Annotated in this window: 22 protein-coding genes; 5 read left to right on the forward strand and 17 right to left on the reverse strand. The window is 45.8% G+C overall.

The genetic code is table 11. The annotated features are described in order from the left end of the window. Positions 1-14: 14 nt before the first annotated feature. The 4 genes from HF322_RS06780 to sdhC form a co-directional block, all read right to left on the reverse strand. Positions 15-725: a succinate dehydrogenase iron-sulfur subunit gene (locus tag HF322_RS06780; protein ID WP_169392657.1), complete on the reverse strand. Its 711-nt coding sequence runs from the start codon at positions 723-725 to the stop codon at positions 15-17. 139 nt (positions 726-864) lie between these two features. Continuing rightward, the gene (gene sdhA / locus HF322_RS06785; protein WP_169392658.1) at positions 865-2715 is read right to left on the reverse strand and encodes a succinate dehydrogenase flavoprotein subunit; all 1851 of its coding nucleotides are present in this window, start codon (positions 2713-2715) and stop codon (positions 865-867) included. Between the two features lie 82 nt (positions 2716-2797). Continuing rightward, on the reverse strand, positions 2798-3202 hold the full coding sequence (sdhD, locus tag HF322_RS06790; RefSeq protein WP_169392803.1) for a succinate dehydrogenase, hydrophobic membrane anchor protein: 405 nt from the start codon (positions 3200-3202) through the stop codon (positions 2798-2800). 2 nt (positions 3203-3204) lie between these two features. Next, positions 3205-3594 (reverse strand): succinate dehydrogenase, cytochrome b556 subunit, encoded by a 390-nt coding sequence (sdhC, locus tag HF322_RS06795; protein WP_169392659.1) that lies wholly within the window; start codon positions 3592-3594, stop codon positions 3205-3207. 1005 nt (positions 3595-4599) lie between these two features. Here sdhC and gltA point away from each other — a divergent pair. Further along, positions 4600-5880 carry a citrate synthase gene (gene gltA, locus HF322_RS06800; RefSeq protein ID WP_169392660.1) on the forward strand — a complete coding sequence of 427 codons (1281 nt, stop codon included), beginning with the start codon at positions 4600-4602 and terminating at the stop codon, positions 5878-5880. Between the two features lie 98 nt (positions 5881-5978). Here gltA and HF322_RS06805 read toward each other — a convergent pair whose 3' ends face one another. Both HF322_RS06805 and HF322_RS06810 read right to left on the reverse strand, forming a co-directional pair. Then, the gene (locus HF322_RS06805; protein ID WP_169392661.1) at positions 5979-6848 is read right to left on the reverse strand and encodes a hypothetical protein; all 870 of its coding nucleotides are present in this window, start codon (positions 6846-6848) and stop codon (positions 5979-5981) included. 30 nt (positions 6849-6878) lie between these two features. Then, a complete protein-coding gene (locus HF322_RS06810) occupies positions 6879-7394 on the reverse strand; it encodes a type IV secretion protein Rhs (protein WP_169392662.1) in 516 nt (171 codons plus the stop codon). Between the two features lie 211 nt (positions 7395-7605). Here HF322_RS06810 and HF322_RS06815 point away from each other — a divergent pair, with 211 nt between their 5' ends. Together HF322_RS06815 and ribBA are read left to right on the forward strand one after the other, a co-directional pair. Then, the gene (locus HF322_RS06815; RefSeq protein WP_169392663.1) at positions 7606-8886 is read left to right on the forward strand and encodes a replication-associated recombination protein A; all 1281 of its coding nucleotides are present in this window, start codon (positions 7606-7608) and stop codon (positions 8884-8886) included. A gap of 249 nt (positions 8887-9135) precedes the next feature. Continuing rightward, positions 9136-10254, forward strand: a complete 1119-nt coding sequence (ribBA, locus tag HF322_RS06820) for a bifunctional 3,4-dihydroxy-2-butanone-4-phosphate synthase/GTP cyclohydrolase II (protein WP_169392664.1) — start codon at positions 9136-9138, stop codon at positions 10252-10254. A gap of 95 nt (positions 10255-10349) precedes the next feature. Here the strand turns inward: ribBA and HF322_RS06825 are convergent, their stop codons facing one another. From HF322_RS06825 to HF322_RS06850, 6 genes are all read right to left on the reverse strand, one after another. Then, on the reverse strand, positions 10350-10832 hold the full coding sequence (locus tag HF322_RS06825) for a thioesterase family protein (RefSeq protein WP_223193209.1): 483 nt from the start codon (positions 10830-10832) through the stop codon (positions 10350-10352). 79 nt (positions 10833-10911) lie between these two features. After that, positions 10912-11847 (reverse strand): hypothetical protein, encoded by a 936-nt coding sequence (locus HF322_RS06830; protein ID WP_169392666.1) that lies wholly within the window; start codon positions 11845-11847, stop codon positions 10912-10914. Between the two features lie 24 nt (positions 11848-11871). After that, complete coding sequence (locus HF322_RS06835) at positions 11872-12732, reverse strand: uroporphyrinogen-III synthase (protein WP_169392667.1); 861 nt, start codon at positions 12730-12732, stop codon at positions 11872-11874. Continuing rightward, positions 12729-13736 carry a hydroxymethylbilane synthase gene (hemC, locus tag HF322_RS06840; protein WP_169392668.1) on the reverse strand — a complete coding sequence of 336 codons (1008 nt, stop codon included), beginning with the start codon at positions 13734-13736 and terminating at the stop codon, positions 12729-12731. The genes HF322_RS06835 and hemC overlap by 4 nt, the downstream gene beginning before the upstream one ends. 162 nt (positions 13737-13898) lie before the next feature. After that, positions 13899-14636: a LytTR family DNA-binding domain-containing protein gene (locus tag HF322_RS06845; protein ID WP_169392669.1), complete on the reverse strand. Its 738-nt coding sequence runs from the start codon at positions 14634-14636 to the stop codon at positions 13899-13901. Positions 14637-15005: 369 nt separating this feature from the next. Beyond that, complete coding sequence (locus tag HF322_RS06850; protein WP_223193210.1) at positions 15006-16034, reverse strand: histidine kinase; 1029 nt, start codon at positions 16032-16034, stop codon at positions 15006-15008. A gap of 221 nt (positions 16035-16255) precedes the next feature. Here HF322_RS06850 and argH point away from each other — a divergent pair, with 221 nt between their 5' ends. Both argH and HF322_RS06860 read left to right on the forward strand, forming a co-directional pair. Next, complete coding sequence (gene argH, locus HF322_RS06855) at positions 16256-17629, forward strand: argininosuccinate lyase (protein WP_169392804.1); 1374 nt, start codon at positions 16256-16258, stop codon at positions 17627-17629. A gap of 191 nt (positions 17630-17820) precedes the next feature. After that, positions 17821-18117 carry an oxidative damage protection protein gene (locus tag HF322_RS06860; RefSeq protein WP_169392671.1) on the forward strand — a complete coding sequence of 99 codons (297 nt, stop codon included), beginning with the start codon at positions 17821-17823 and terminating at the stop codon, positions 18115-18117. 2 nt (positions 18118-18119) lie between these two features. Here HF322_RS06860 and phoU read toward each other — a convergent pair whose 3' ends face one another. From phoU to pstS, 5 genes are all read right to left on the reverse strand, one after another. After that, the gene (phoU, locus tag HF322_RS06865) at positions 18120-18878 is read right to left on the reverse strand and encodes a phosphate signaling complex protein PhoU (protein WP_169392672.1); all 759 of its coding nucleotides are present in this window, start codon (positions 18876-18878) and stop codon (positions 18120-18122) included. A 106-nt stretch (positions 18879-18984) separates the two neighbouring features. Then, positions 18985-19782: a phosphate ABC transporter ATP-binding protein PstB gene (gene pstB, locus HF322_RS06870; RefSeq protein ID WP_223193225.1), complete on the reverse strand. Its 798-nt coding sequence runs from the start codon at positions 19780-19782 to the stop codon at positions 18985-18987. 159 nt (positions 19783-19941) lie between these two features. Then, positions 19942-20823 (reverse strand): phosphate ABC transporter permease PstA, encoded by an 882-nt coding sequence (pstA, locus tag HF322_RS06875; protein WP_223193226.1) that lies wholly within the window; start codon positions 20821-20823, stop codon positions 19942-19944. A gap of 99 nt (positions 20824-20922) precedes the next feature. After that, complete coding sequence (gene pstC / locus HF322_RS06880) at positions 20923-21885, reverse strand: phosphate ABC transporter permease subunit PstC (RefSeq protein WP_169392806.1); 963 nt, start codon at positions 21883-21885, stop codon at positions 20923-20925. 100 nt (positions 21886-21985) lie between these two features. Beyond that, positions 21986-23152 carry a phosphate ABC transporter substrate-binding protein PstS gene (gene pstS / locus HF322_RS06885; RefSeq protein ID WP_223193211.1) on the reverse strand — a complete coding sequence of 389 codons (1167 nt, stop codon included), beginning with the start codon at positions 23150-23152 and terminating at the stop codon, positions 21986-21988. Between the last annotated feature and the right edge of the window lie 106 nt (positions 23153-23258).

A 23258-nucleotide genomic window follows, 5' to 3' on the forward strand; every position in this document is an offset into this window, starting at 1 on the left:
ATATGAAAAGATTTTTAACCTGCCAAATCAATCAACATATTGCGTAAGTGACCGATGGCTTGGGTTGGATTTAAGCCTTTAGGGCAAACAGAAACACAGTTCATGATTCCGCGGCAGCGAAATAGGCTAAACGGGTCATCAAGGCGAGAAAGACGTGCTTGGGTGTCGTTATCACGGCTATCGGCAACAAAGCGATAAGCATGAAGCAGCGCTGAGGGTCCCAAAAACTTATCAGGGTTCCACCAAAATGAGGGGCAGCTGGTTGAACAGCAAGCGCATAAAATACACTCATAAAGCCCATTTAACTTTTCACGCTGCTCAGGAGATTGCAATCGCTCAGTCGGCGGCGCTGGTTGATCATTGATTAAATAAGGATGAACCTTTTCATACTGCTCATAAAACTGGTTCATATCTACCACCAAATCGCGAACCACAGGAAGCCCTGGCAACGGTCGGATGGTGACTTTTTCAGGCAAGGTATTCATGTTAATCAAACATGCCAAACCATTTTTGCCATTGATGTTCATGCCATCTGAGCCACAAATGCCTTCTCGGCAAGAGCGGCGAAAGGTGAGGCTTTCATCTTCTTTTTTTAATCGTAGTAACACATCAAGCAGCATGCGGTCAGACTCTAACAGTTCAACCGTATAAGACTGCATGTAAGGCGCTGAATCCTTGTCCGGATCGTAGCGGTAAATTTCAATGGTGCGAGTACCTCGGCTCATGATGCTAAACTCCACACGTTGGTGAGGCGCAATCTTCCACAAATCTTAAGCTCAGTCTCTTAAGTTAAGTCGCATGGTTAAGATTGCTTGCCATCACCTTAAATAATGAATAAAAATCGTCGTTTGGGCAAATTCGCGATTAATAAACGCGAACTTTTGGCTCAATATAGTCAACGGTCAATGGGCTTTTGCGAACGGGCTTATAAATGATGCGGTTGCCCTCAGAATACCAAAGCGTATGCTTCATCCATTCATGGTCATTACGACCGTTTGGCGCATAGTCATCATCTTCAGGGCGGTCATAGTCAAGAACGCTATGGGCGCCTCGGCTTTCATGGCGGTGCGCCGCTGAAATCATGGTGGCTTTGGCAACTTCATAAAGGTTGGCAACTTCAAGCGCCTCAATCCTTGCGGTGTTAAACACTTGCGATTTGTCCGCCAAATGGATGCTGTTGACTTTATCTTCAAGCGCTAAAATGCGCTCAACCCCTTCGTCCATCAGCTCTTGGGTTCTAAATACGCTGGCATGTTTTTGCATAATGGCACGGATTTCGTCTGCCACTTCTTGAGCGTTATAGCCTTGGGTCGATTGCTGAAGTTTATTCAAGCGACTGACAGTAAAATCAAGAACATGAATATCAAGCGGCTTATAAGTGTGATCCGTTTGATGGTACTCATCAACGATATGTTTTCCGGCGGCGCGACCAAAGACGACCAAATCAAGTAAAGAGTTGGTTCCCAAACGGTTAGCCCCGTGAACACTTACGCAAGCGCACTCACCAATGGCATAAAGCCCTTTAACCACGCGACCTTTATCATAAAGCCCTTCGTCATCGACGCCCGCTTCCAAATCTGGAATGGTCACCTGACCGTGGATGTTGGTTGGGATGCCGCCCATCATATAATGAATGGTTGGAATCACCGGAATTGGCTCTTTGGTGATGTCAACGTTGGCGAAGTTTTTGCCAATTTCAAACACCGAGGGCAAGCGCTTCATGATAGTATCAACGCCCAAATGGGTCATGTCCATCACGATATACTCACCTTTAGGACCACAACCGCGACCTTCTTTGATCTCTTGGTCCATCGATCGTGATACCAAGTCACGCGGCGCTAAGTCTTTAACCGTTGGCGCGTAACGCTCCATGAACGCCTCGCCATCTTTGTTGCGAAGAATAGCGCCTTCACCGCGGCAGCCTTCGGTCAACAATACGCCCGCACCAGCAACGCCGGTTGGGTGAAACTGCCAAAACTCCATATCTTGCAGTGGAATGCCTGCGCGAACTGCCATGCCAATACCATCGCCCGTATTGATATAAGCATTGGTTGACGCGGCAAAAATACGTCCCGCGCCGCCCGTTGCCAAAATGGTCGTGGGTGACTGAAATACCGCAACGGTTCCGGTTTCTTGCTCAATGGCAATCACGCCGTTGATGTTGCCGTCTTCATCTTTAATCAAATCAAGGGCAATCCACTCGATAAAAAACTCAGTGCCTTGCTCAAGGTTTTTTTGATAAAGGGTATGCAGGAGCGCGTGACCTGTTCTATCAGCGGCGGCACAAGCGCGCTGAACCGCTTTTTCACCATAGTTTGAAGTATGACCCCCAAACGGGCGCTGATAAATGGTGCCATCTTCGTTACGGTCAAACGGCATTCCCATATGTTCAAGCTCGTAAACGACTTTTGGCGCTTCACGGCACATATATTCAATCGCGTCTTGATCGCCAAGCCAGTCCGAACCTTTTACCGTATCATAAAAGTGGAAATGCCAGTTGTCATTGCTCATATTGCCAAGGCTTGCGCCAATGCCGCCTTGGGCTGCCACGGTATGCGATCGCGTTGGGAATACTTTGGTCAATACCGCAACCTTCATCCCCGCTTCTGCCAATTGCAATGAGGCGCGCATTCCAGAGCCGCCGCCACCGACAATCACCGCATCGTAGGTTAAGGTTTTGATATTGCTGATGGTATTATCTTGTCTTGTTGCCATTATATGATTCCTAATGCCTAGTCAAGCTTGTGAATTCAGGATTTAGAATTAATTACAAGAGTGTTCGGTGTCCGTTGACCAGTTAAACAGCAACGACGCCAAAGCCGTTACCCCAAAAAATCATGATGCCCCAAAATAGATACACTAAAATGGCGATAATCATCAACGACTGAAGCACCAGACGAATTCCTGCCGCTTTTGAGCCGACCTGATTTAAAGTAATATAATCGGTAAATACCGTCCACATGCCAACCCAAGCGTGACCTGCAAGCGCAATGATCGCCACCAAGCTAAACAGCTTCATCGGAAGGCTGGTCATAAACGCTGACCACTGAACAAAATCAACATTGCTATGGGTGAGAAAAAATCCCAAAAGCACCACACTATATACCGCAAGAACTACCGCGCTGATACGCTGAACTACCCAATCGCGCGATCCTGAACCGGTAAGCCCTGTGGCGCTTTTAACGTTTGAATCGTTTTTAATCATTAGAACATCACCCATACAAATGACGCGACAATCAAAATCGCTGCAATGACAAAGCTGACCACTGAGGCGGTGCGTCCAGATTTCAGCTCCTCAGTCATCCCCATATCCGCAATCAAATGCTTAACACCCATCACAAAGTGAAATGCGGTCGCAGCTACAAAAACCCAAGCGATAAAGCGGATGATAATATTATCAAATACCACCTCAAAGCTTTCAGGAGAAGCTAGGGACGTCTGCAATAACCACAGAATGACAGGAATGAGTAAAAATAAAATAACGCCGGATATACGATGCATGATGGAGGCAATCGCAATCGGTGATTTTGCGTTCACGCTAATCACTTGGCTCAATGGCAGATTTATCGGTCGGTTGCTTTTCACAGCGGGCATCCTTTTTTGTGGTTATACTTCTTTAGTAACTTATGATTGGGCTACCATTTGCCCCATACACTGAGTTCTAACGAAGACGAATTAAGTCAGGAAGAGCTAGCTGACCTTGCAAATTTATGGCTCATACGAGCACCAGATAATGACAGTGATTAATAAGGAATAAAGCTGTGAGCAATTTATCAAATGTTAATAGTAATTTAGCAAATCAGGCTCACCCATTCCTTTTTGTTTATTAAGATTAACTTAAATATAACCTTAAAAACGGCTGTTATCATTAATATCATTTTTACTGTTTGCTTTCAGCTTCTCAATCGTAATTTTTTTAATAAACCAGTAAATTTCATAAACTTTTGTTTATAAAAAATTAGCTTACTTTATTATTTCGATAAAAGAGCGCTGAAGAATCATTTATCTAGCGACTTTGAGCAAGTTTTGCAGCAGTCATTAGCAACAATTATAAAATGTCAGCCTAACAATTACAAATTTATCCCTAAAATAATAATTTAGATCAGATTATTCACATTTTTTTAAAGATAACGCCATTTTTAAGCAAAATTAGGTATCACGCTACGAAATGAAATTTCAATTATCATTTCGTTGACCGCTATATTCTATCACTTAAAGATCATTATTTTTAAACGAAAATAATAATAAAATAAGGTAAAAAGAGATGGCGTTTATCAAAATAGTAACTAATCTTAGATCGGCTAAAAAGTATGACTGAAGCGCGAAAAAGAAGAGCAGACATATTTTGATACAAAAATTACCCACCAATCAGCCCTTAAATCACCACTTGTTGCCGTGATTGTCCAACAAACTCTTTTCAAATCTGCATAGATTACTGTTAAGATAGCCTGACGCTTAACGTTAGTGACAATTCTGTGATTTTTGGAACGCCTTTTTAAGTTTGGTAAGATTTGAATCGCAAGGTTGACTAATCAAAACGGTGGTAAATGTTTTTCATACTTTTACTCTAACAAGCAAAAAACCAATGGAGAGGACATCATGGCTGACAAGAACGCCACATTAACTGTAGATGGTAAGGATTACCCACTTCCTATTATTGAGGGCACGCTTGGGCGACCTGTGATCGATATTGATGCGCTGCAAGAGGCAGGCTACTGGTCATATGATCCAGGATTTAAAGTCACCGCCCCCGTTGAGTCAAAAATCACGTTTATCGATGGCAATAAAGGCGAGCTTCTTTATCGCGGCTATCCCATTGACCAACTTGCTGAAAAAGCGGAATACTTAGAAGTGGCTTATGCGCTGATTCATGGCGATCTGCCAAACAGCGAGCAAAAAGCAGATTTTTATGAAAAAGTTCGCAAGCATTCAGGCGTTCACGATCAATTACGTAAGTTTTTTGAAGGCTTTCGTCGCGACGCGCATCCGATGGCGATTATGGTTGGTGTTGTAGGCGCATTATCTGCGTTTTACCATGAAGGCTTTGATGTCAACGATGAGCGTCACCGCGAAATCACTGCGATCCGCTTGATTGCCAAAATGCCAACCCTTGCTGCGATGAGCTATAAATACTCGCAAGGCGAGCCGTTCATGTACCCACGAAACGACTTTAACTACGCAGAAAACTTCTTATATATGATGTTTGCAACCCCTGCGGATGTGAACTTTAAAGTCAACCCGATCCTTGCCGATGCGATGGATAAAATCTTTACCCTTCACGCCGATCACGAGCAAAACGCGTCAACGTCGACCGTTCGCTTGGCAGGATCAACCGGCGCCAACCCTTATGCTTGTATCGCAGCGGGCATTGCTGCACTTTGGGGACCCTCTCACGGCGGCGCTAACGAAGCCGTTCTTGAGATGCTTGATGAAATCGGCTCAGTTGAAAACGTTCCTGAATTTATGGAAAAAGTTAAACGCCGCGAAGTTAAGCTCATGGGATTTGGTCACCGCGTTTATAAAAACTTTGACCCTCGCGCGCAAGTGCTTAAAAAGTCTTGTGATGAAGTGCTTGCTGCCCTTGGCATCAACGATCCCAAGCTTGAGCTTGCCATGAAACTTGAGCAAATCGCCCTTGAAGACCCATACTTCGTTGATCGTAACTTGTATCCGAACGTTGATTTTTACTCAGGAATCATTTTAAAAGCGATCGGTATCCCAACCTCTATGTTCACCGTGATTTTCTCACTAGCGCGAACTTCAGGTTGGATCAGCCACTGGCTTGAGATGCACAGCGAACCGTTCAAAATCGGTCGTCCACGTCAGCTTTACACTGGTGAAACTGAGCGTGACTTTGTGGCGATCGAAGACCGCAAATAAGCTTTATTTAGCACCACTATTTAGCCATAATGCCCTAAAAAATCCTGCCAAAGCGCAGGATTTTTTTTCTCTAATCACAAACCAAAAATATGACATCATCACTTTTTAAGCGATTGTAGGGTTTTTTCATATTGCGCAATTTGCTCATCATAGCCTTTGATCGTCTCATCAAATTTGCTGACCAAGTTGTCAAATTCCTTTTTTTGCGCCGCTTTCATAGTTTCAATATCCTCAGCTTGCTGAGATTCAATTTGTTGCCAAACTTGATACTGAACCACCAAGCGTCCAAGCGCTGGGCTTTTTAAGGTTAAGCGCTCGGCAATTTCAAGATTGTCAAACAATTCAGGAATTGTGGCGGCGATATTTAGTAACGTGTCGATCTGCTCGGCGCTTAAGTCTTTGGATTCTGGCTCATAAAGCGCATTCAAGGCGCTTTGATAGCGCGAAATCAGCTCATCTTCTGGCAACAGTTTGGGCGCTTTTGGGGATAACGTCACCCGTTTTAGCAATTCTAAATCGCGCTCGCCGACCTCGGTACTGATATTGGTTTCAGTTGACGCTTGATCCTCAGTTGCCCGCGCATCTACAGCTTTTGTGTCAGCAGCTTTGTCACTGTTTAAAGCTGCCTTGTCATCAGGATTTGCGTTTGCCAAAGCAGTATTGGTATCGGTTGGCGTTACTCCCCCTAAATCATCGGCACTATCAGCGGCTTCTAATGATTCAAACTCTGCTTGCAATCGGCGCTGAAGGTTTTGCATTTGTGTGACAAAAATAGGCTGATATTTGGCGATTTGCGCGCTAGCAGAGTCGCTTTTTTTGGCAGGCAAATCAGCTTGGGTTACCGTTTCAGTAGGGTCAGCAGAATCACCGGTTGATGATTGAGGCTGACAGGCGCTCAACGACAATGCTGAGGTAACGAACGCTGCCAAAAGTAAAGATTTTGAATCACTAAAATTTTTTGCAATCATAATGGTATTAAAAAATGAGTTATTAATAAGTTAATTTAATTTGTTGATACTTAAATCATCAGGGCTTGTTAAAAATGGGATACAGCTGATAAACGCTTGGCAATCTTGACCGCGTTTTTTACGGATAAAATAGTCTTGAACCATCCGCGCTTGTTGCTCAATGCCGTAGCTTAAAAATGGTTTGCCTTGAATAAGCTCATACTGATAACGGCGGTTGATGAGCGCGCCGCGAACGACTTTTAGTCCCTGCTGCAACTGCCAAACGTGGGTTAATTCATGAATCAGCCAACTTTGGTGAGAGAGGCTTGCGTTACTAAAATCGCTCAAATAGTCGTTTGGATTAAAATAAATATTGCCATTGGGACTGACCGCATAATTTTTGAGCACCCACCATGCCGTTTTGATGCGGATATCCTCTAATTTTATACTGTCACCAAACACAAAGGCGGCAAGCTTTTTTTCACCAAGGGTTAAAGGTCGCGACAATGCTTGGTGCGTTAACGAGCACAGTTGCAATTTAAAGCGGCGCAGATAATCAAAGCTCATTTTTGGTTATTTACCTTGTCTGTGATGCCCTTGAGGTTGAGGCAATAAGCCCCCATTGATAATGGCTTAAGTTGGTCGCTGCTAAGTCTCAAGTAAGTCTCAAGCGCTTGCTCACATTTATAAGGCTTGGCGGTCAAATTAAAAGCGCTATCAACCAAAGCCGTACCATCAGGCAAGATTTGGGCAGGATCCGCAAAAAGGTCAAGACAACATGGCAAATCAACATTCCACAAAAGCACCGCTGGCGCAAAGGCTACGTCCCAAAAGCCTTGATGAGATCATCGGTCAAGAGCACTTGCTTGCTCATGGTGCGCCGCTTCGGGCTTTGGTTGAGCGCCAGTATCTGCCCTCGCTCATTTTGTATGGGGAAGCGGGCATTGGCAAAACCACCATTGCCATGCTGCTGGCTGACGCCGTTGGGCGACCATTTCATGCGTTGTCGGCGCTCAATACTGGTGTTAAACAGCTTCGTGAAGTCCTTGAAAATGACGGTTTAGACTTTACCGCGCCCGTGGTATTTATTGATGAAATTCACCGCTTTAATAAAGCTCAGCAAGATGCCCTGCTTGGCGCGGTGGAAGCCGGCGACATTACTTTAATTGGTGCAACCACTGAAAACCCGTCGTTTAGCGTCAATAATGCGCTCTTATCACGCTGCCAAGTTTATAAGCTTGAGCCGTTGAGCGAGGCACAAATTAACGCCGTGTTGGCGCGCGCTTTGACGACCGATTCGGAGTTAAAAGCGCTTGATATCACCATCTCCGCTGACGACGCGATCAGCAATTTGGCAAATGGTGATGCTAGAAAAGCGCTCAATTTACTTGAGATGGCAGTTCAAGCTGCCAACCCAAACGCGCCAATCGTTATTGATGATACTGCTGTCAGCCGCGTTGCTCAATCGGCGCTGCGGCGCTATGATAAAAACGGCGATCAGCATTATGATATCATCTCAGCCATGATCAAATCGGTTCGCGGCTCAGACCCCGATGCGGCGCTGTATTGGATGGCGCGGATGCTGGTTGCTGGTGAGCCGCCGGAATTTATCGCCCGAAGATTGGTGATTTTAGCCAGCGAAGATATTGGTAATGCCAATCCAAACGCGCTGTTATTAGCCGATGCGGCGCTTCGAAGCGTTCAAGCGATTGGTATGCCAGAGGCGCGAATTATTTTAGGTCAAGTAGTGGTTTATCTGGCGACCAGCGCCAAAAGTAACAGCACCTATAAAGCCATTAACGCGGCAATGAAACTTGCTGAACAAGATGCCGCTCCCGTTCCGCTGCATTTGCGCAATGGCGTCACCAAACTTATGAAAAACCAAGGCTTTGGTAAAGGCTATATTTATCCGCATGATTATCCCAATCATTTTGCCAAGCAATCTTATCTGCCAGAATCGCTTCGCGGCGTTAAATTTTATGAATTTGCGGACAATCAGCGCGAGCAGCATAGCAAGCAGTATTTGGCTTGGCTGAATGATCAAATGCAAAATAACTGATCTTTATTTTATAGGCTAAAAGGTAAAAACACTAAAAAGTTAAAACGCAAAAGTCAGAACTTTCTGCCTTTTTATTGTTAAAATAATTTAAACTATAAACGATTCATTCTAATGAATAACCGAGCATTGCAATTGTTTTTTATCGACTAATTTTTTAAATTGCGCTGACGAGATTTGGTTCTCATCGCAATTTTGTTACACTGTTACCGGCAACGATTTAGCAAATTTCATTTAAATTCTGAGGCTTTTATGAGCTTAAATAGCATCCCTGAAATCATCGATGACATCCGCGATGGCAAAATGGTCATCTTGATGGACGATGAAGACCGCGAAAACGAAGGCGATATCATTATGGCGGCGACCCACGTTCGCGCTGAAGACATCAATTTTATGATCACTCACGCTCGCGGCTTGGTGTGTTTAACGCTGTCGCAAGCGCGTTGTCAGCAGCTCAATTTGCCGCTGATGAGTGAGCGCAACGAAGCTAAATTTAGCACCAATTTTACCTTATCCATTGAAGCTGCCGAAGGCGTTTCTACCGGAATTTCGGCGCCAGATCGCGCCCGAACCGTTCAAGCAGCAGTAGCCGCCGCCGCAAAACCTGAAGATATCGTTCAACCGGGGCATATTTTCCCGATTATGGCGCAAAATGGCGGCGTGCTTCATCGCGCAGGTCACACCGAAGCGGGCTGCGATTTGGCACGCCTTGCAGGGCTTGAGCCTGCCGCCGTTATCGTTGAGGTCATAAATCCTGATGGTACGATGGCGCGCCGCGATGATTTAGAAGTATTTGCCAAAGCGCATGGGCTCAAAATCGGGACGATTGCCGATTTAATCAATTACCGAATCGCCAATGAGCAAACGGTGGAAGAAACCGAAGTTCGAGCTTTTGACACCGAATATGGCACGTTTACCCTACACCGCTTTCGTGAATTTGGCGCGGATGAGACGCATTTGGCATTGGTTAAAGGCGATGTCAGCTCAGGGGTGAGCACCGTTCGTGTTCATGGCTTTCATCCCTTGCGCGATTTGTTTGCGGCAAAAAGTGATTTGGGAAGCCGAAGCAGCTGGAGCATTCAAGCTGCGCTCAAAGAAATCAGCCAAAGTGAGCAAGGCGTTTTGGTTTGGATCGGTAACAATCAGCCAGTCGATTTGGGGGATGCTTTAGATAAAGCGGCGGGCAACCAATCGCAATCGACGTTGGCTCAGCAGCCATACCGCAGCATTGGCGTTGGCGCTCAGATTTTGCGACATTTAGGGGTTCGCAATATGCGACTGTTGTCCTCGCCAATGAAGTTTCATGCGCTATCGGGCTTTGATTTAAACGTGGTTGATTTTGTGAGCGCGCCGACTGAGCCAACCAAATAGTTGTTATCCTTAAATATTAAAAACTAAAAAAGCAGAACGCAACTTTGGCTTCTGCTTTTTTTATTCCATTTCAAGACTTTTATAATATTAAACAGTTAATGCGATGGCGTGTGCCCAAACTGGGCTTCAAGCGCAAATAATGCGCGGCGCTCTTCTTCTATCCAAGCCACTTTTTTGGTTGCGCTGCTATCAAGGCGAACGATGACGGCATCGGCGGTGGCAACGATGGCTTGTTGGGCGGTGCTAAAATAGCTGTATTCCATCACGATGCTGGTCGTTCCCAAATGGCGGCAACGAATGCCTATAAGCAGCGTGTCCGGATACGTCACTGGTCGCAAATATTTGCAACTTGACTCCGCAAGAACGGTGACCATATCGCCATCGAACATCTTTAAGGCAAACAAATAGGCAATCCGCGCCGTTTCAGCATAGCGGTAGAACACCACATTGTTTAAATGGTTAAAGGCGTCCATTTCGCCCCAATGAATCGGCTGCGGGTGAATGACCGGAAAATGCGCTAAGTCTTTGGGGCGCTTAAAACTGGGCTGCAAAATATCATCGGTGGCAGGTTGGCTCATCATCAACTTCCTAAATTTGAAAAAATAGCGACCAAACGGCGCAAAATCGCAGCGCTTGCAATCCTAAAGCTTGATTATATCAGCGGTCTTGGGTCTCAGCTAACATTTGACTGGTCAGTAACAAAGTAGCAGATGGTTTATTTTCAATCAATTCATCCAAGCGGTGAATGGCGCCATCTAGTGTCGTTGGTGCGGCAGGATCGATTTTAACGCTTGGTTTAGATGATGATTTGGCATTGTTATTAGTAGTTGTAGAAGTCGCTGTTGTTGAGCTTTGAGCCGTTTGGATTTGCGTTAACTGCGATCGCGATTGGCGAAGATAGCGGGCTAACTCATCACTTTGGTGCAAATGGCTGGCTTGAAGGGCTAAATTTAGCGTCATGATGGTTTCATGGATGATAAGCTGGCGCTGAAAATTTTGAGGGTTTTGGGACGAAGAGCTTTGGGCAGATTGCTGTAAAAATGCCTGAATATTTTGAATGGCAAGATTTTGCAATTGCCAAGGGTTACTTTGGCGACTTTGGGCTTGTAAGCGCTCAATGTCTTGGCTCAGACTGTTTTTGATGACAATGGTTAGCGCGGGCGCAATCTCATTGCGGCTTTGCGACAGTTGCCATTGCAGTCCGCGCAGCAGCTCAATGGCGGCGGTCAAATTGTTATCATCAAGCAATCTTGTTGCCGCTTGCAACTGGATTTTTAACAAATCGAGCTGGTTTTTTGCTTGATTGCTCAGCTCGCCTTTGGGCTTTGGCAAGGTTTGCTGACTGATGGCAAACAAGCGATCGTCCATATCATTTAAGCGTGTGCTCAGCTGATCACTGTTTTGCAAGCGCTCATTAATTTTTTGCTCAAAGCGCGCTTGCGCTACCATCAGCCAAATCAGCGCCAAAATCAGCAGCAAAATAATCAGCCATTGCAGCCGCCAAAGCCAAACGCTAGCTTGCCTGCGCTGATAAGGCGTCGAAGGCGCTTTATTCGCAAAATCATTGTCTTTTTGGTGGTGATTGCGACCCAAACCTGCCTCCTTTATGCTGACTTATTAAAGCTTTAGTAAATGCGCTAAGATTGCCGCTAAAATGGTTTGGGGGCTTAAATCCTCAACGCGGATGAGATCAAGACCAGAATCTGTAACCATATTGGCTAAGCGCTCACCAAGAACGACATAGATAAAGTCGTTTAAGCTGTGATTAGGAGTGCCTTTTAAATTTTGCAAAATGTCTTGCCAGTTTTCAAACGCTGTGCCGCTGCTGATAATAACGATAGGTCGCGATAAAGTGGCGCTTGGGGCATAATTTTGCTGCCAATTTTGAAAGTTCGCTAACGCATTATCCGGCATTAAGCGCTCATACCAAGCAATGCTAGCAATGCCAACACCGCGAGCACTTAGGGTATCAACCAACAGCCGCCTGCCGCCAAGACCACGCCAAACGAATAGCTTATCGCTTTGTTGCAATGCTGCAATCTCAGGCATGGCAAGCATCCCTTCGTTATTGGCAATTTTGGGCTGCAAAATTTTAAAATGACGCGTCAACGTTGAGGTTTGTAAAACTTTGGCAGTTGCCTCGCCAACAGCAATGATATGGCTTGGCGGCTGATCACGTTCGGTTGCTAATCCCTGATCAACCAGCTGCTGCCAAGCTCGAAGCCCCGATTCAGCAGCCGTTGGGCTGACAATCACAAGGGCTTGAAAGTCGCCATTGAGCCAAGACCTCATTACGGCTAAATCATCAGCACTCGTTTCGCGATTTGCCAAGCTTAATAGGGGCAACTCAACAACGCTAAAGCCATTGCTGATCAGATGCTCAGTCAATGGCGCAGCGCGCTCGGTGGGGCGCGTATTGATCACCAACGGTAATGGCTGATTTTGGATCGTCATTGAATTGGCAGTATCACTTGTCATTGTTCATTGTCATGATAAATTGCTGCTAAAATCTTGCCGGCGCCGTCTGCAAGCAATTGCTCGGCAACCTCAATACCAAGCTGATTGGCTTGAGCTTCTTTATCGATTTGTGATCCTTGAAGCGTCATGCGTTTTTCTGCTTTTAATAACACGCTGCCATCGGCTTGACCCACGCGACCACGAAGCCAAAGCGTTTGGTTGCTGTTGCTGTTGCTATCATCATGATCGCCATTTTCAAGAACGGCAAAGGCTGCAATTGGCACTTGGCAACCGCCTTCTAAATGCCGGTTGAGGGCGCGCTCAGCAATCAAGCAAATTCGCGCTTGATCATCATTCAAGGGGGCTAAAAGCTGTAAAATCGCCTCATCATCCGCTCGGCATTCAATGGCAAGCGCCCCTTGACCAACCGCAGGCAAGCTCACCTCAATATCGATCTCGCCTTTGATACGCTCATCTAAATGAATGCGCTGAAGCCCACTGGTTGCCAAAATAATCGCGTCATAATCGCCCGCATCAAGCTTAGACAACCGTGTTCCGACGTTGCCGCGCAGCGTTTTGATTTGCAAATCAGGGCGATGATGCTTGATTTGGCATTGACGGCGCAAGCTTGAAGTGCCAACGATTGCGCCATTTGGTAGCTCATCCAAGCTGTTATAATTATTGGATACAAAAGCATCCGTTGGCGCCGCGCGTTTGCAGTATGCCCCAAGCATCAAGCCTTCTGGCAGCACCATTGGCACATCTTTGAGCGAATGCACGGCAATGTCGGCTGTTTTATCATACATCGCTTGCTCAAGCTCTTTAACAAACAAGCCTTTACCGCCGATTTTAGCCAGCGGCGTGTCCAAAATTTTGTCACCTTTAGTGACAATTTTGAGCAAGGTCACCTCAAGATTAGGATACAGATCAATGAGGCGATCGCGGATGTGCTCAGCTTGCCAAAGCGCCAGCGGGCTTTGACGAGTGGCAATGGTTAACTTGGTGATCTCAGTAGCAGAAGTCATAATGGTCTCAATAAGCAATGGGATAACTAATTGGCAAATTAGCGTTTTTTATTGTTTTAAATCAAGTTGTCAGGGCAAAAAAATACCCCTATTTAAACATAAATAAGGGCAGGATGGTATCACAGCAAAGCTAATATTGGCAGTCTTAACCCAAAAGCGTCATTACATGCTTTGAATTTTATCACGAAGCGCGGGAAGATGGCGGCGGCTGACTGAAAGCGTCTCATCAATGCCTTTAAAGCGCACTTGGTATTGCCCTGAATCGATTGATTCTAAATAATCTAAAAATCCCAAATTGATAATGGCATTGCGATGAACGCGAAATAAGCGCTCGCCAAACTCTTGCTCAAGCTCTTTTAAAGTGTCATCAATCAACACAATGCCATCTTTATGACGGACTTTGACATATTTTTGGTCGGCGGTAAAATAGTAAACGTCTTTGAGCGGAATCAATTCCACGCCGCGATGTGTTCTTGCTGAAATGTGCTCACGAAGTGGTCTTGCCGTTGGGTCTTCAAGCTGACGAATGGCATTTAATTGCGCCGCGTTTAGGTTTTTGGCTTTTGAGAGCGCCTCAAGTAGCTCATCTTTATTGGCAGGCTTGAGCAAATAACCAATCGCATGCGCTTTAAAAGCAGCAATGGCATAATGATCATAAGCGGTCACAAAAATAATCGCCGGTGGATGCTCAAGGGTATTGAGCGCTTGGGCGCAGCGAACCCCATCCATTTCAGGCATTCGAATATCAAGCAAAATGACATCGGGCTGCTCCGCTTTCACAGCAGTAATCGCCTCCGCCCCTGTCGTTGCCTGAGCGACCACCTCATGACCTGACTCTTGAACTATTCGAACCAACCGCTCGCGGGCAAGTGGCTCATCATCACAAATTACAATCCGCATAACACCCTCTTTTGTGCCTTTTATCCAATTCTGCCCATTCACCACATAGACTTTTATAGTTTTTTACTCAATTTTGTAACCGTAAACTACTAATTAAAATTTACTAAACACAATTTTAATCATAGTATCATGAATTTTGATTTTTCATAATAGAAAACGACAAAAGCTTACCGCGCTTTTTCTTAAGCACGATAGGGCTAAAGGCTGATTTTCAGGCTCATCTCTTGGTTTGTTGCCCAGTTTTTGCAACAATCATGCCAAAATTCGATTGAGTGATGCCGCTTTATTTTAAGGTGATAAAAATTTAAGCCGCATAATAGATGGTTGAAAATATTTAAAAAATCCTTGCGATAACGCAAAATATAATCCTCAAATTACCACATCTTGCAGCGGATAATCAATGGTGGTCACCACCTGCTTATTGCTAATGGTGCTGTCAATGCGAGCGCTTTGACCAAAGCATAGCCGCAGCCGCTCCACTTGTAAACGAAAATCGATTTGTTGACGTAGATTTTGCGCCACCATCAAAGTTTTGCTTGGCAAGTCAACGGTGACGATAATAACCACGCGGTGCTGCTGCCAGCGCGCTTCGATATTAATTTGAATGGTTTCGGTGGTACTTTCAACCACATTTAACAGCATTTTTTCAAGAACGCCTTGTAAGGTAAGCGCGGTGATGACCATATCGTACATGACATCATCGTCCGGAAGCTGCCAGTTGACCAGCAATTTATCTGACAATCGGCACGATTCAATCGCTAAATAATGCTCACAAAGGGCGATCTCTTCTTCAAAGCTGATTTCGCGCGTCCCGCTAAAACTTGCACGAAATAGCGCAGAAACGTTTTGCAATAAGTCAGCAGCTCGCGGCGGGTTGGTTTCAATCAACGAGATTAAGCTATTAATGGTATTAAAGAAAAAATGCGGCGCAATTCGCGCTTTCATAATATCATTTTGGGCGAGAATTTTTTGCTCAAACGACAGTTTTAGCGCCAAAAGCTCACGATAACGGCGCATAAAATACAATAAAAAAACGATCGTAAAGCCGCCAGTAATGACCGCATTAAAAAAGATATTTAAAATAAAAGCTTGCCGATCATAGTCCATCACACCCAAATTGATCCGAACCAGCATGGTCGTTACAATGGTAATAATTGAGCCAATCACGAGCAGCAACACCACATAAGCGCTAACTTGGATGGGATTTAAGCGCTTAAAGATCGGTCGCCAATAATCAATTAAATAAAACGCCGGAATGATGGTCATGACATTTTGAAACGCGCGGCTGGCAAATTTAATCATAAAATCGCTGAACGTCAATAAACTGTAGCGGTCAATCACCGTTACAAATAGTGACCACGTGATGATGTATAAAACCCACTGCCAAGTCTTCATCATCCCAATCAGCCTTGGGATAAAAAACTCTAGTCGCTCAACTAGTAACGCTACCTCATCCTTTGCTATACTTGAGGTCTCATTCACCTGACTTGCCTTAGACCGATATGAACGCCAACTCTTCAAACGTCATGAATCCTGATTCAAATAACCATTTAAATAATAATCCTTCTCAAAATAATTCTAGCACAACTCACAATAAAACAAGTAGCGCCGGACAGCAAATGTGGGGCGGCAGATTTAGTGAGGCAACCGACAGCTTTGTGGCGGCGTTCACCGCCTCGGTCGGTTTTGATCAGCGCTTTGCCCGTCATGATATTGAAGGCTCCATTGCTCATTCCACCATGCTTGGTGAGTGCGGCATTTTAACCCATGATGAGGTTGCCACCATCATTGATGGCTTAAAGCAAGTGTTGGCAGAAATTGAAGCGGGACAATTTCAGTGGTCAATCGCGCTTGAGGACGTTCATATGAACGTTGAATCGCGATTAACCGACATTATCGGCGCGGTTGGCAAAAAACTGCACACCGGTCGCAGCCGCAACGACCAAGTCGCCACCGACATCCGACTTTGGCTTCGTGAAGAAACGGACAATATCATTGCGCTATTGATTAAATTGCAAAGTGGCTTGTTAGATTTGGCGGCAAAGCATACCGAGACCATTATGCCCGGATTTACTCACCTGCAAACCGCGCAGCCGGTCAGCTTTGGTCATCACGTGATGGCTTGGTTTGAAATGCTAGGTCGCGATACTGAGCGCTTGATTGATGCTCGCCGCCGGATCAATCAGATGCCGCTTGGTAGCGCCGCGCTTGCCGGAACGACCTTCCCGATTGATCGCACCATTACTGCCGAATTACTTGGTTTTGAAGGCATTTGCCAAAACTCGCTAGATGCGGTATCTGACCGTGATTTTGCCATTGAATTTACCTCAGCGGCATCCATTTTGATGATGCATTTATCGCGGATGAGTGAGGAGATTATCCTTTGGATGAGCGCTCAATTTGGCTTTGTACAAATCCCTGACCGCTTTTGTACCGGATCGTCCATCATGCCGCAAAAGAAAAATCCTGACGTTCCAGAGTTGGTTCGCGGCAAAGCGGCGCGCGTATTTGGTCAATTGACCACGCTGTTAACGCTCATGAAAAATCAGCCGCTGGCTTATAATAAAGACAACCAAGAAGACAAAGAGCCGTTGTTTGATTGCGTGGATACCTTAACTGGATCGCTTTTGGCATTTGCTGATATGCTACCAAACATCACCCCAAACGCGGATAACATGCGCGCTGCCACCATGAAAGGCTATGCCACCGCCACCGATTTGGCAGATTATTTAGTTCGCCGTGGGGTGGCGTTCCGCGATGCTCATGAGGTGGTTGGCAATGCCGTCGCTTTGGCAATCCGTGAAGGTGTCGATTTAAGTGAGTTGTCGCTTCAGCAGTTGCAGCAGTTTAGTGATGCCATTGGCGAAGATGTGTTTGATTATTTAACCCTAGAAGGCTCGCTTGCTGCTCGTGACCATTTGGGCGGAACTGCACCAAACCAAGTCAAGCAAGCTATTGAGCGCGGTCGCAAACGCTTAGAACAATTTGCATAATTGGTCATTTCATTTTGGTCATTTAATTAAAACAAAAGTACCTGCGCTATCGTGGGTATTTTTTTGCCTTAATTTTAAAACCAGTTTTTTTAAACCTTTTTTTCAAGGCTTCTTTTTTGCCCAAGTTCCGTGCCATTTGCTATGATAACTGAGAATTTATTTTGATCTAAGTGATAATAAGGAACACGGTCATGACCGAAACTTTTGATCCCAAAGCCAATTTAGTATTTTGCCGAAAATATCATCAAGATTTGCCAAAAATGGCACATCCGCCATTTCCCAATAAGCTTGGTCGTGAAATTCAAGATACCGTTTCGGATAAAGCTTGGAAAGAATGGCTTGAGCACCAAACCATGCTGATTAACGAAAACCATTTAAGCATGATGGACCCTGAAGCCAAAAAGTTTTTGACTGAGCAGCGCAATAAATTTTTGGACAACGAAGATTATGAGCGTCCTCAAGGTTGGACGCCTGAAAATAAAGGCTAGCGTTAGTCTTGCTTGACGATCGGCTGATTTTCTGGGGCGTCTTGCGATTCGGTGAGGCTGTTTTCAATCGCGCTTTGAACGGTCGCAAAATCGCTATGGCGAACATCGGTTCCAGAGCGGATATAGATGATCAGCTCAGCAATATTGCGGGCGTGGTCGCCGATGCGCTCAAGCGCTCGCAGCACCCACATCAAATGAATGACTTGGCTGATGGTTCGCGCGTCCGCCATGACATAGGTCATCAAAGCGCGAGTTGCCGATTGGTATTCAAAATCAACGTCGCAAGCGCTTTGCAAGATTGAAAACGCCGCTTTGGCGTCTTGCGATTCAAAAGCAATCAGGGCGGAGTTGAGCATGAGGCGAACTTGATTGCTCAATTGCCAAACTTCTTGATGGCAATACGAATGCGCCTCCATGATGACTTTTTGCGCCATTTGGGCAATTTTTACGGCTTCATCCCCAATGCGCTCAATATCAACGACGCCTTTGCTAATCGCGACCACTAAGCGCAAATCGCGAGCTGCTGGCTGGCGTTTGGCAAGCAGCAGCAAAATGCGCTCATCAATGAGCATCTCTAATTGATTGATGGCATTATCTTCTGCTATCACTTGTTCAGCTAAGGCAAAATCGCCCTCAACCAAGGCGCGCATGGCAAAGGTGACCATCTCGCTTGTCGATTGCCCCATTTTTAAAAACAGCTTGGAGGCTTCGGTTAAATCTTGGTCAAAACGGCGCGAAATGTGCGGTGAAGATTGCGGCATGGCGATGTTACCTAACGAAAAAGTGGTCTAAATGTTATTGAAAAAGCTGCCTAAAACTATCTTAAAATAAGCGCTTTAACTTAAAAAATTGCCCTTATGTTTTTGATCAGCCATAGCGACCGGTAATATAATCTTCGGTGGCCTGCTGCTGCGGACTGGTAAAAATCTGGTCGGTGGCGCCAACTTCAACTAAATCGCCTAAATACATATAAGCGGTGACATCAGAGATTCGCGCGGCTTGCTGCATATTGTGGGTGACGATGGCAATGGTGTAATCTTGCTTTAAATCCTCAATCAAGTCTTCAATTGCGCCCGTTGAAATCGGATCAAGGGCTGAGGTTGGCTCATCAAGCAGCAGCACTTCAGGTCGGGTGGCGACCGCGCGCGCGATACAAAGCCGCTGCTGCTGACCGCCGGATAAGGACAATCCTGAGGCGGTTAATTTGTCTTTAACTTCGTTCCAAAGCGCAGCTTTTTTAAGCGCCCATTCAACGCGATCGGCAAGCTCGGCTTTGCTGAGCGCTTCATAAAGGCGAACGCCAAACGCCACATTGTCAAAAATCGACATTGGAAATGGCGTGGGCTTTTGAAATACCATGCCAACGCGCGATCGCAGCAAATTGACGTCCGTTGATTTTGCCAAAACGTCTAAGTCATCTAGATAAATCTGACCTTCCGCTTTCATATTTGGGTACAAGTCAAACATTCGGTTAAAGCTTCGCAACAGCGTTGATTTACCGCAGCCTGAGGGTCCAATAAAGGCGGTGACTTTTTTATCTGCGATGTCCAAATCGATATTTTTTAGCGCATGAAACTTGCCATAATAAAAATTTAGTTCGCGGACTTTGATTTTGGCTGTTGTGACCGCATCAAGCATTGACGCTGAATCCGCTCGGGTGAGCATTTGCGCGATATTGAGCGGTTGGTTGGAGGCTGCACCTATAACAGGCGCTGTTGCTGAGGTTTGGTCAGCTTTTTCAAATTGGTTAAACATCGTCTTATGGCGCGGTTTTTTAAGGGTTTTGGTCATGACAATAGCCTTGTTAAAATTGATGCGAATTTATTAATGCAAATCTTTGGTACCGATATAGCGCGCGAGAAGGTTCAACACCAAAACGCTTAAGGTAATGAGCAATGCCGCCGACCATGCCAGCGCGTGCCAGTTGTCATAAGGGCTCATGGCAAACTGATAAATGGTATTAGGAAGGTTGCCCATCGCTTGACCCATATCTAGGCTAAAATACTGATTGTTTAGTGCGGTAAATAGCAAGGGCGCGGTTTCGCCAGTAATTCGAGCAAAGGCAAGTAAAATTCCGGTTAACAGCCCTGCTCGCGCCGCTTTCATGGTGACTTGAAGCACCAGCTTCCATTTGGGCGTCCCTAGAGCAAATGCCGCCTCGCGAAGCGCGTTTGGAATGAGCAGCAGCATATTTTCGGTCGTTCGAACCACCACCGGAATCACAATCAGCGCCAAAGCTACCGCTCCTGCCCAACCTGAAAAACTGGCATTTTTGACCATCAACGCATAAACAAACAAACCGATGACGATGGAGGGCGCGGACAGCAAAATGTCATTTAAAAAGCGGATCACTTGAGCAAGGCGGCTGTTTGCTGAAAATTCTGCCAAATAAATCCCTGCAAGCAGTCCAATCGGCGCACCAATAAATAGCCCTGCCCCTGAAATCATGATTGAGCCGACAATGGCGTTTTTAAGACCACCGGCGCTCATCGGCGGCGGCGTATCTTGGGTAAAAATGGGCATCTCAATAAGTCCGGTGATGCCATGACTGACCAGCGTCCACAAAATCCAACCGAGCCAAAACAAGCCAAATGCCATCGCAAAAATGGCAAATCCCAAGCCGATTTGGTTGCGCCATTGACGCTTGCGATAGCGGCTTTGGTTAAACACTCGTGGGGCTTGCATGGGCTTATTGGTGGCGCTCATGGTGGTCATAATGTCAATCCTAAAAACTCAAATAGCTTACTTGATAATAAAATGGCGGTAACCTTAAACGCTTCGTTTTAACGCTCATTATTTTGACAACTACTGTCCTGCCCGCTTGTCCAAATGACCAATTAATAACCGCGAACACGCCAGTACCAAAAAGGTAATTAAGAACAGTACCAGTCCCAAATTGAGTAGCGCCGATAAATGCAGCGGCGTTGCAGCTTCTGCAAACTCGTTCGCCAAAGCTGAGGTAATGGAAACGCCTGAGGCAAACAAACTTGGGCTGATATTAAAGGTATTGCCAATCAAAAAGGTGACCGCCATCGTCTCACCAAGCGCGCGACCAAGTCCCAAAATCACCCCACCTGCGACGCCTGATTTGGTATACGGCAACACCACTTTGGTCATCACCTCCCAAGTAGTTGCCCCCATGCCATACGCCGACTCTTTAAGCAGCGTTGGCACCACCAAAAACACATCGCGCATGGTGGCAGCAATAAAGGGGATAATCATAATTGCCAAAACAAGCGCCGCGCAAAACAGCCCAATCCCCATCGGCGCACCGACAAACAGCTTGCCAAGGATAGGCAAATCGCCTAAATGTTCAGTTAACCAAGGCTGAATGTGGTTGCCAAAAAACGGCGCAAACACAAACAAGCCCCACATGCCATAAATGATAGAAGGAATACCAGCAAGCAGCTCAATGGCAATTCCCAAAGGCTTTTTAAGCGCCTTTGGGCAAAGCTCGGTTAAAAACATCGCAATACCAAAGCTGATGGGAACGGCGATCACCAGCGCCATGATGGAGGTCACAAGCGTCCCATAAATGGGCGCAAGCGCGCCAAACTCCCCTGCCACCGGATCCCAATGATTGCTGATATAAAACGTTAACCCAAATGTCTGAATGCTTGGCCAAGCCCCAACCACAAGCGAGACCAAAATCGCCCCCAAACTTGCCAAAACGGTCAGCGCGGCAAGCTTAGTAATGCCAACAAACAGCGCATCTAATCGCTGCTGCTTACGCAATTTTTGATGCAGTTTTAAGCTTGCTTGATCCATGCTTGCCATCGTTTTATCCTAACCTTGATCTGTTTTGGGCACTTATTTGGCGATTTTTTAATGGGCGCAATTTTTAAATGGGAGCAATTTGCTTTAAGACTTATTTTGGCTGAAAAACGGGCTTGCCATCTTTATCAACCACTTGCTTCCAGCTGTCTTTAAATAGTGCCACGGCGGTGTCTGAGAACGGTACATAATCAAGCGCTAAGGCTTCTTTATCGCCCTCATCAAATGCCCAGTTGAAAAAGGCAAGAACACCGGCGGCTTGTTTGGCATCTTTGGGCGTTTTGTTCACCAAAATAAAGGTTGCCGCCGCAATTGGCCAAGCGTTTGCGGTTTCAGCGTTGGTAATAACTTTATAAAATCCGGCTTGCTGTGACCAATCAATGTCCCCTGCCGCCGCAAAGCTTTCGGTTGACGGCTGAACGATATTTCCCGCCGCATTTTTAAGCGCCACGTGTGCCATATTATTTTGTTTGGCAAAGGCGTATTCGACATAACCGATTGAGTTGTCCATTCGGCTGACATAACTTGCCACGCCCTCATTGCCTTTTCCAGCCGCGCCGCGATCGGCAGTTGGCCAATTCACTGACTTGTCCACGCCAACTTTACTTTGCCAATCGGGGGAAACTTTTGCTAAATAATCGGTAAAGTTAAAGGTCGTCCCTGAGCCATCCGAGCGAAATACGGTGGTGATGGCCGCATCTGGCAAAGTTAAATCAGGGTTTAATTTTGTGATGGCAGGATCATTCCACTTTTTAATGTTGCCTAAATAAATATCCGCAAGCGTTTTGCCATCAAGCTTGAGCGCCCCTGCGGCAATGCCTTTGATATTTACCACAGGAACAACACCGCCAATCACCGTTGGGAACTGGATTAAGTTGTTGGTGTTTAATTCTTCAACGGTCATTGGCGCATCTGACGCCCCAAAATCAACCGTTCCTGCGATGATTTGCTTGATGCCACCTGAAGAGCCAATCGATTGATAGTTGATTTGACCGCCCGTTTTTTGGTGATAATCGGCAGACCATTTGGCATAAATCGGCTGCGGAAACGACGCTCCAGCACCGGTGATGGTCATAGCAATGTTGTCATTTTTGGTCGTAGGAACGCTGGTATTTTCTGAAGCTGGCGCGCTATTTTCGGTAGCTGCGGGGGTCGAATTGTTTGCTGCTGTATTGTTATCACCACTTTTACTACAAGCACTGAGTAAAACTGCGCTGCTCATCATGGCAACTATCGTTAATTGGCGAAAATTTTTGCTCATGGTTACTCCTAAAAGTCATCAATTGGTCAAACTTGTCCTTTAATACGGGGTATTTTGCCAAGCTTTAATGACAGTTTGATGAGGGTTTGATGACAGTTTGATGACA

The sequence above is a fragment of the Psychrobacter sp. MF31 genome, assembly GCF_012847335.1.
Taxonomy (GTDB): Bacteria; Pseudomonadota; Gammaproteobacteria; order Pseudomonadales; family Moraxellaceae; genus Psychrobacter.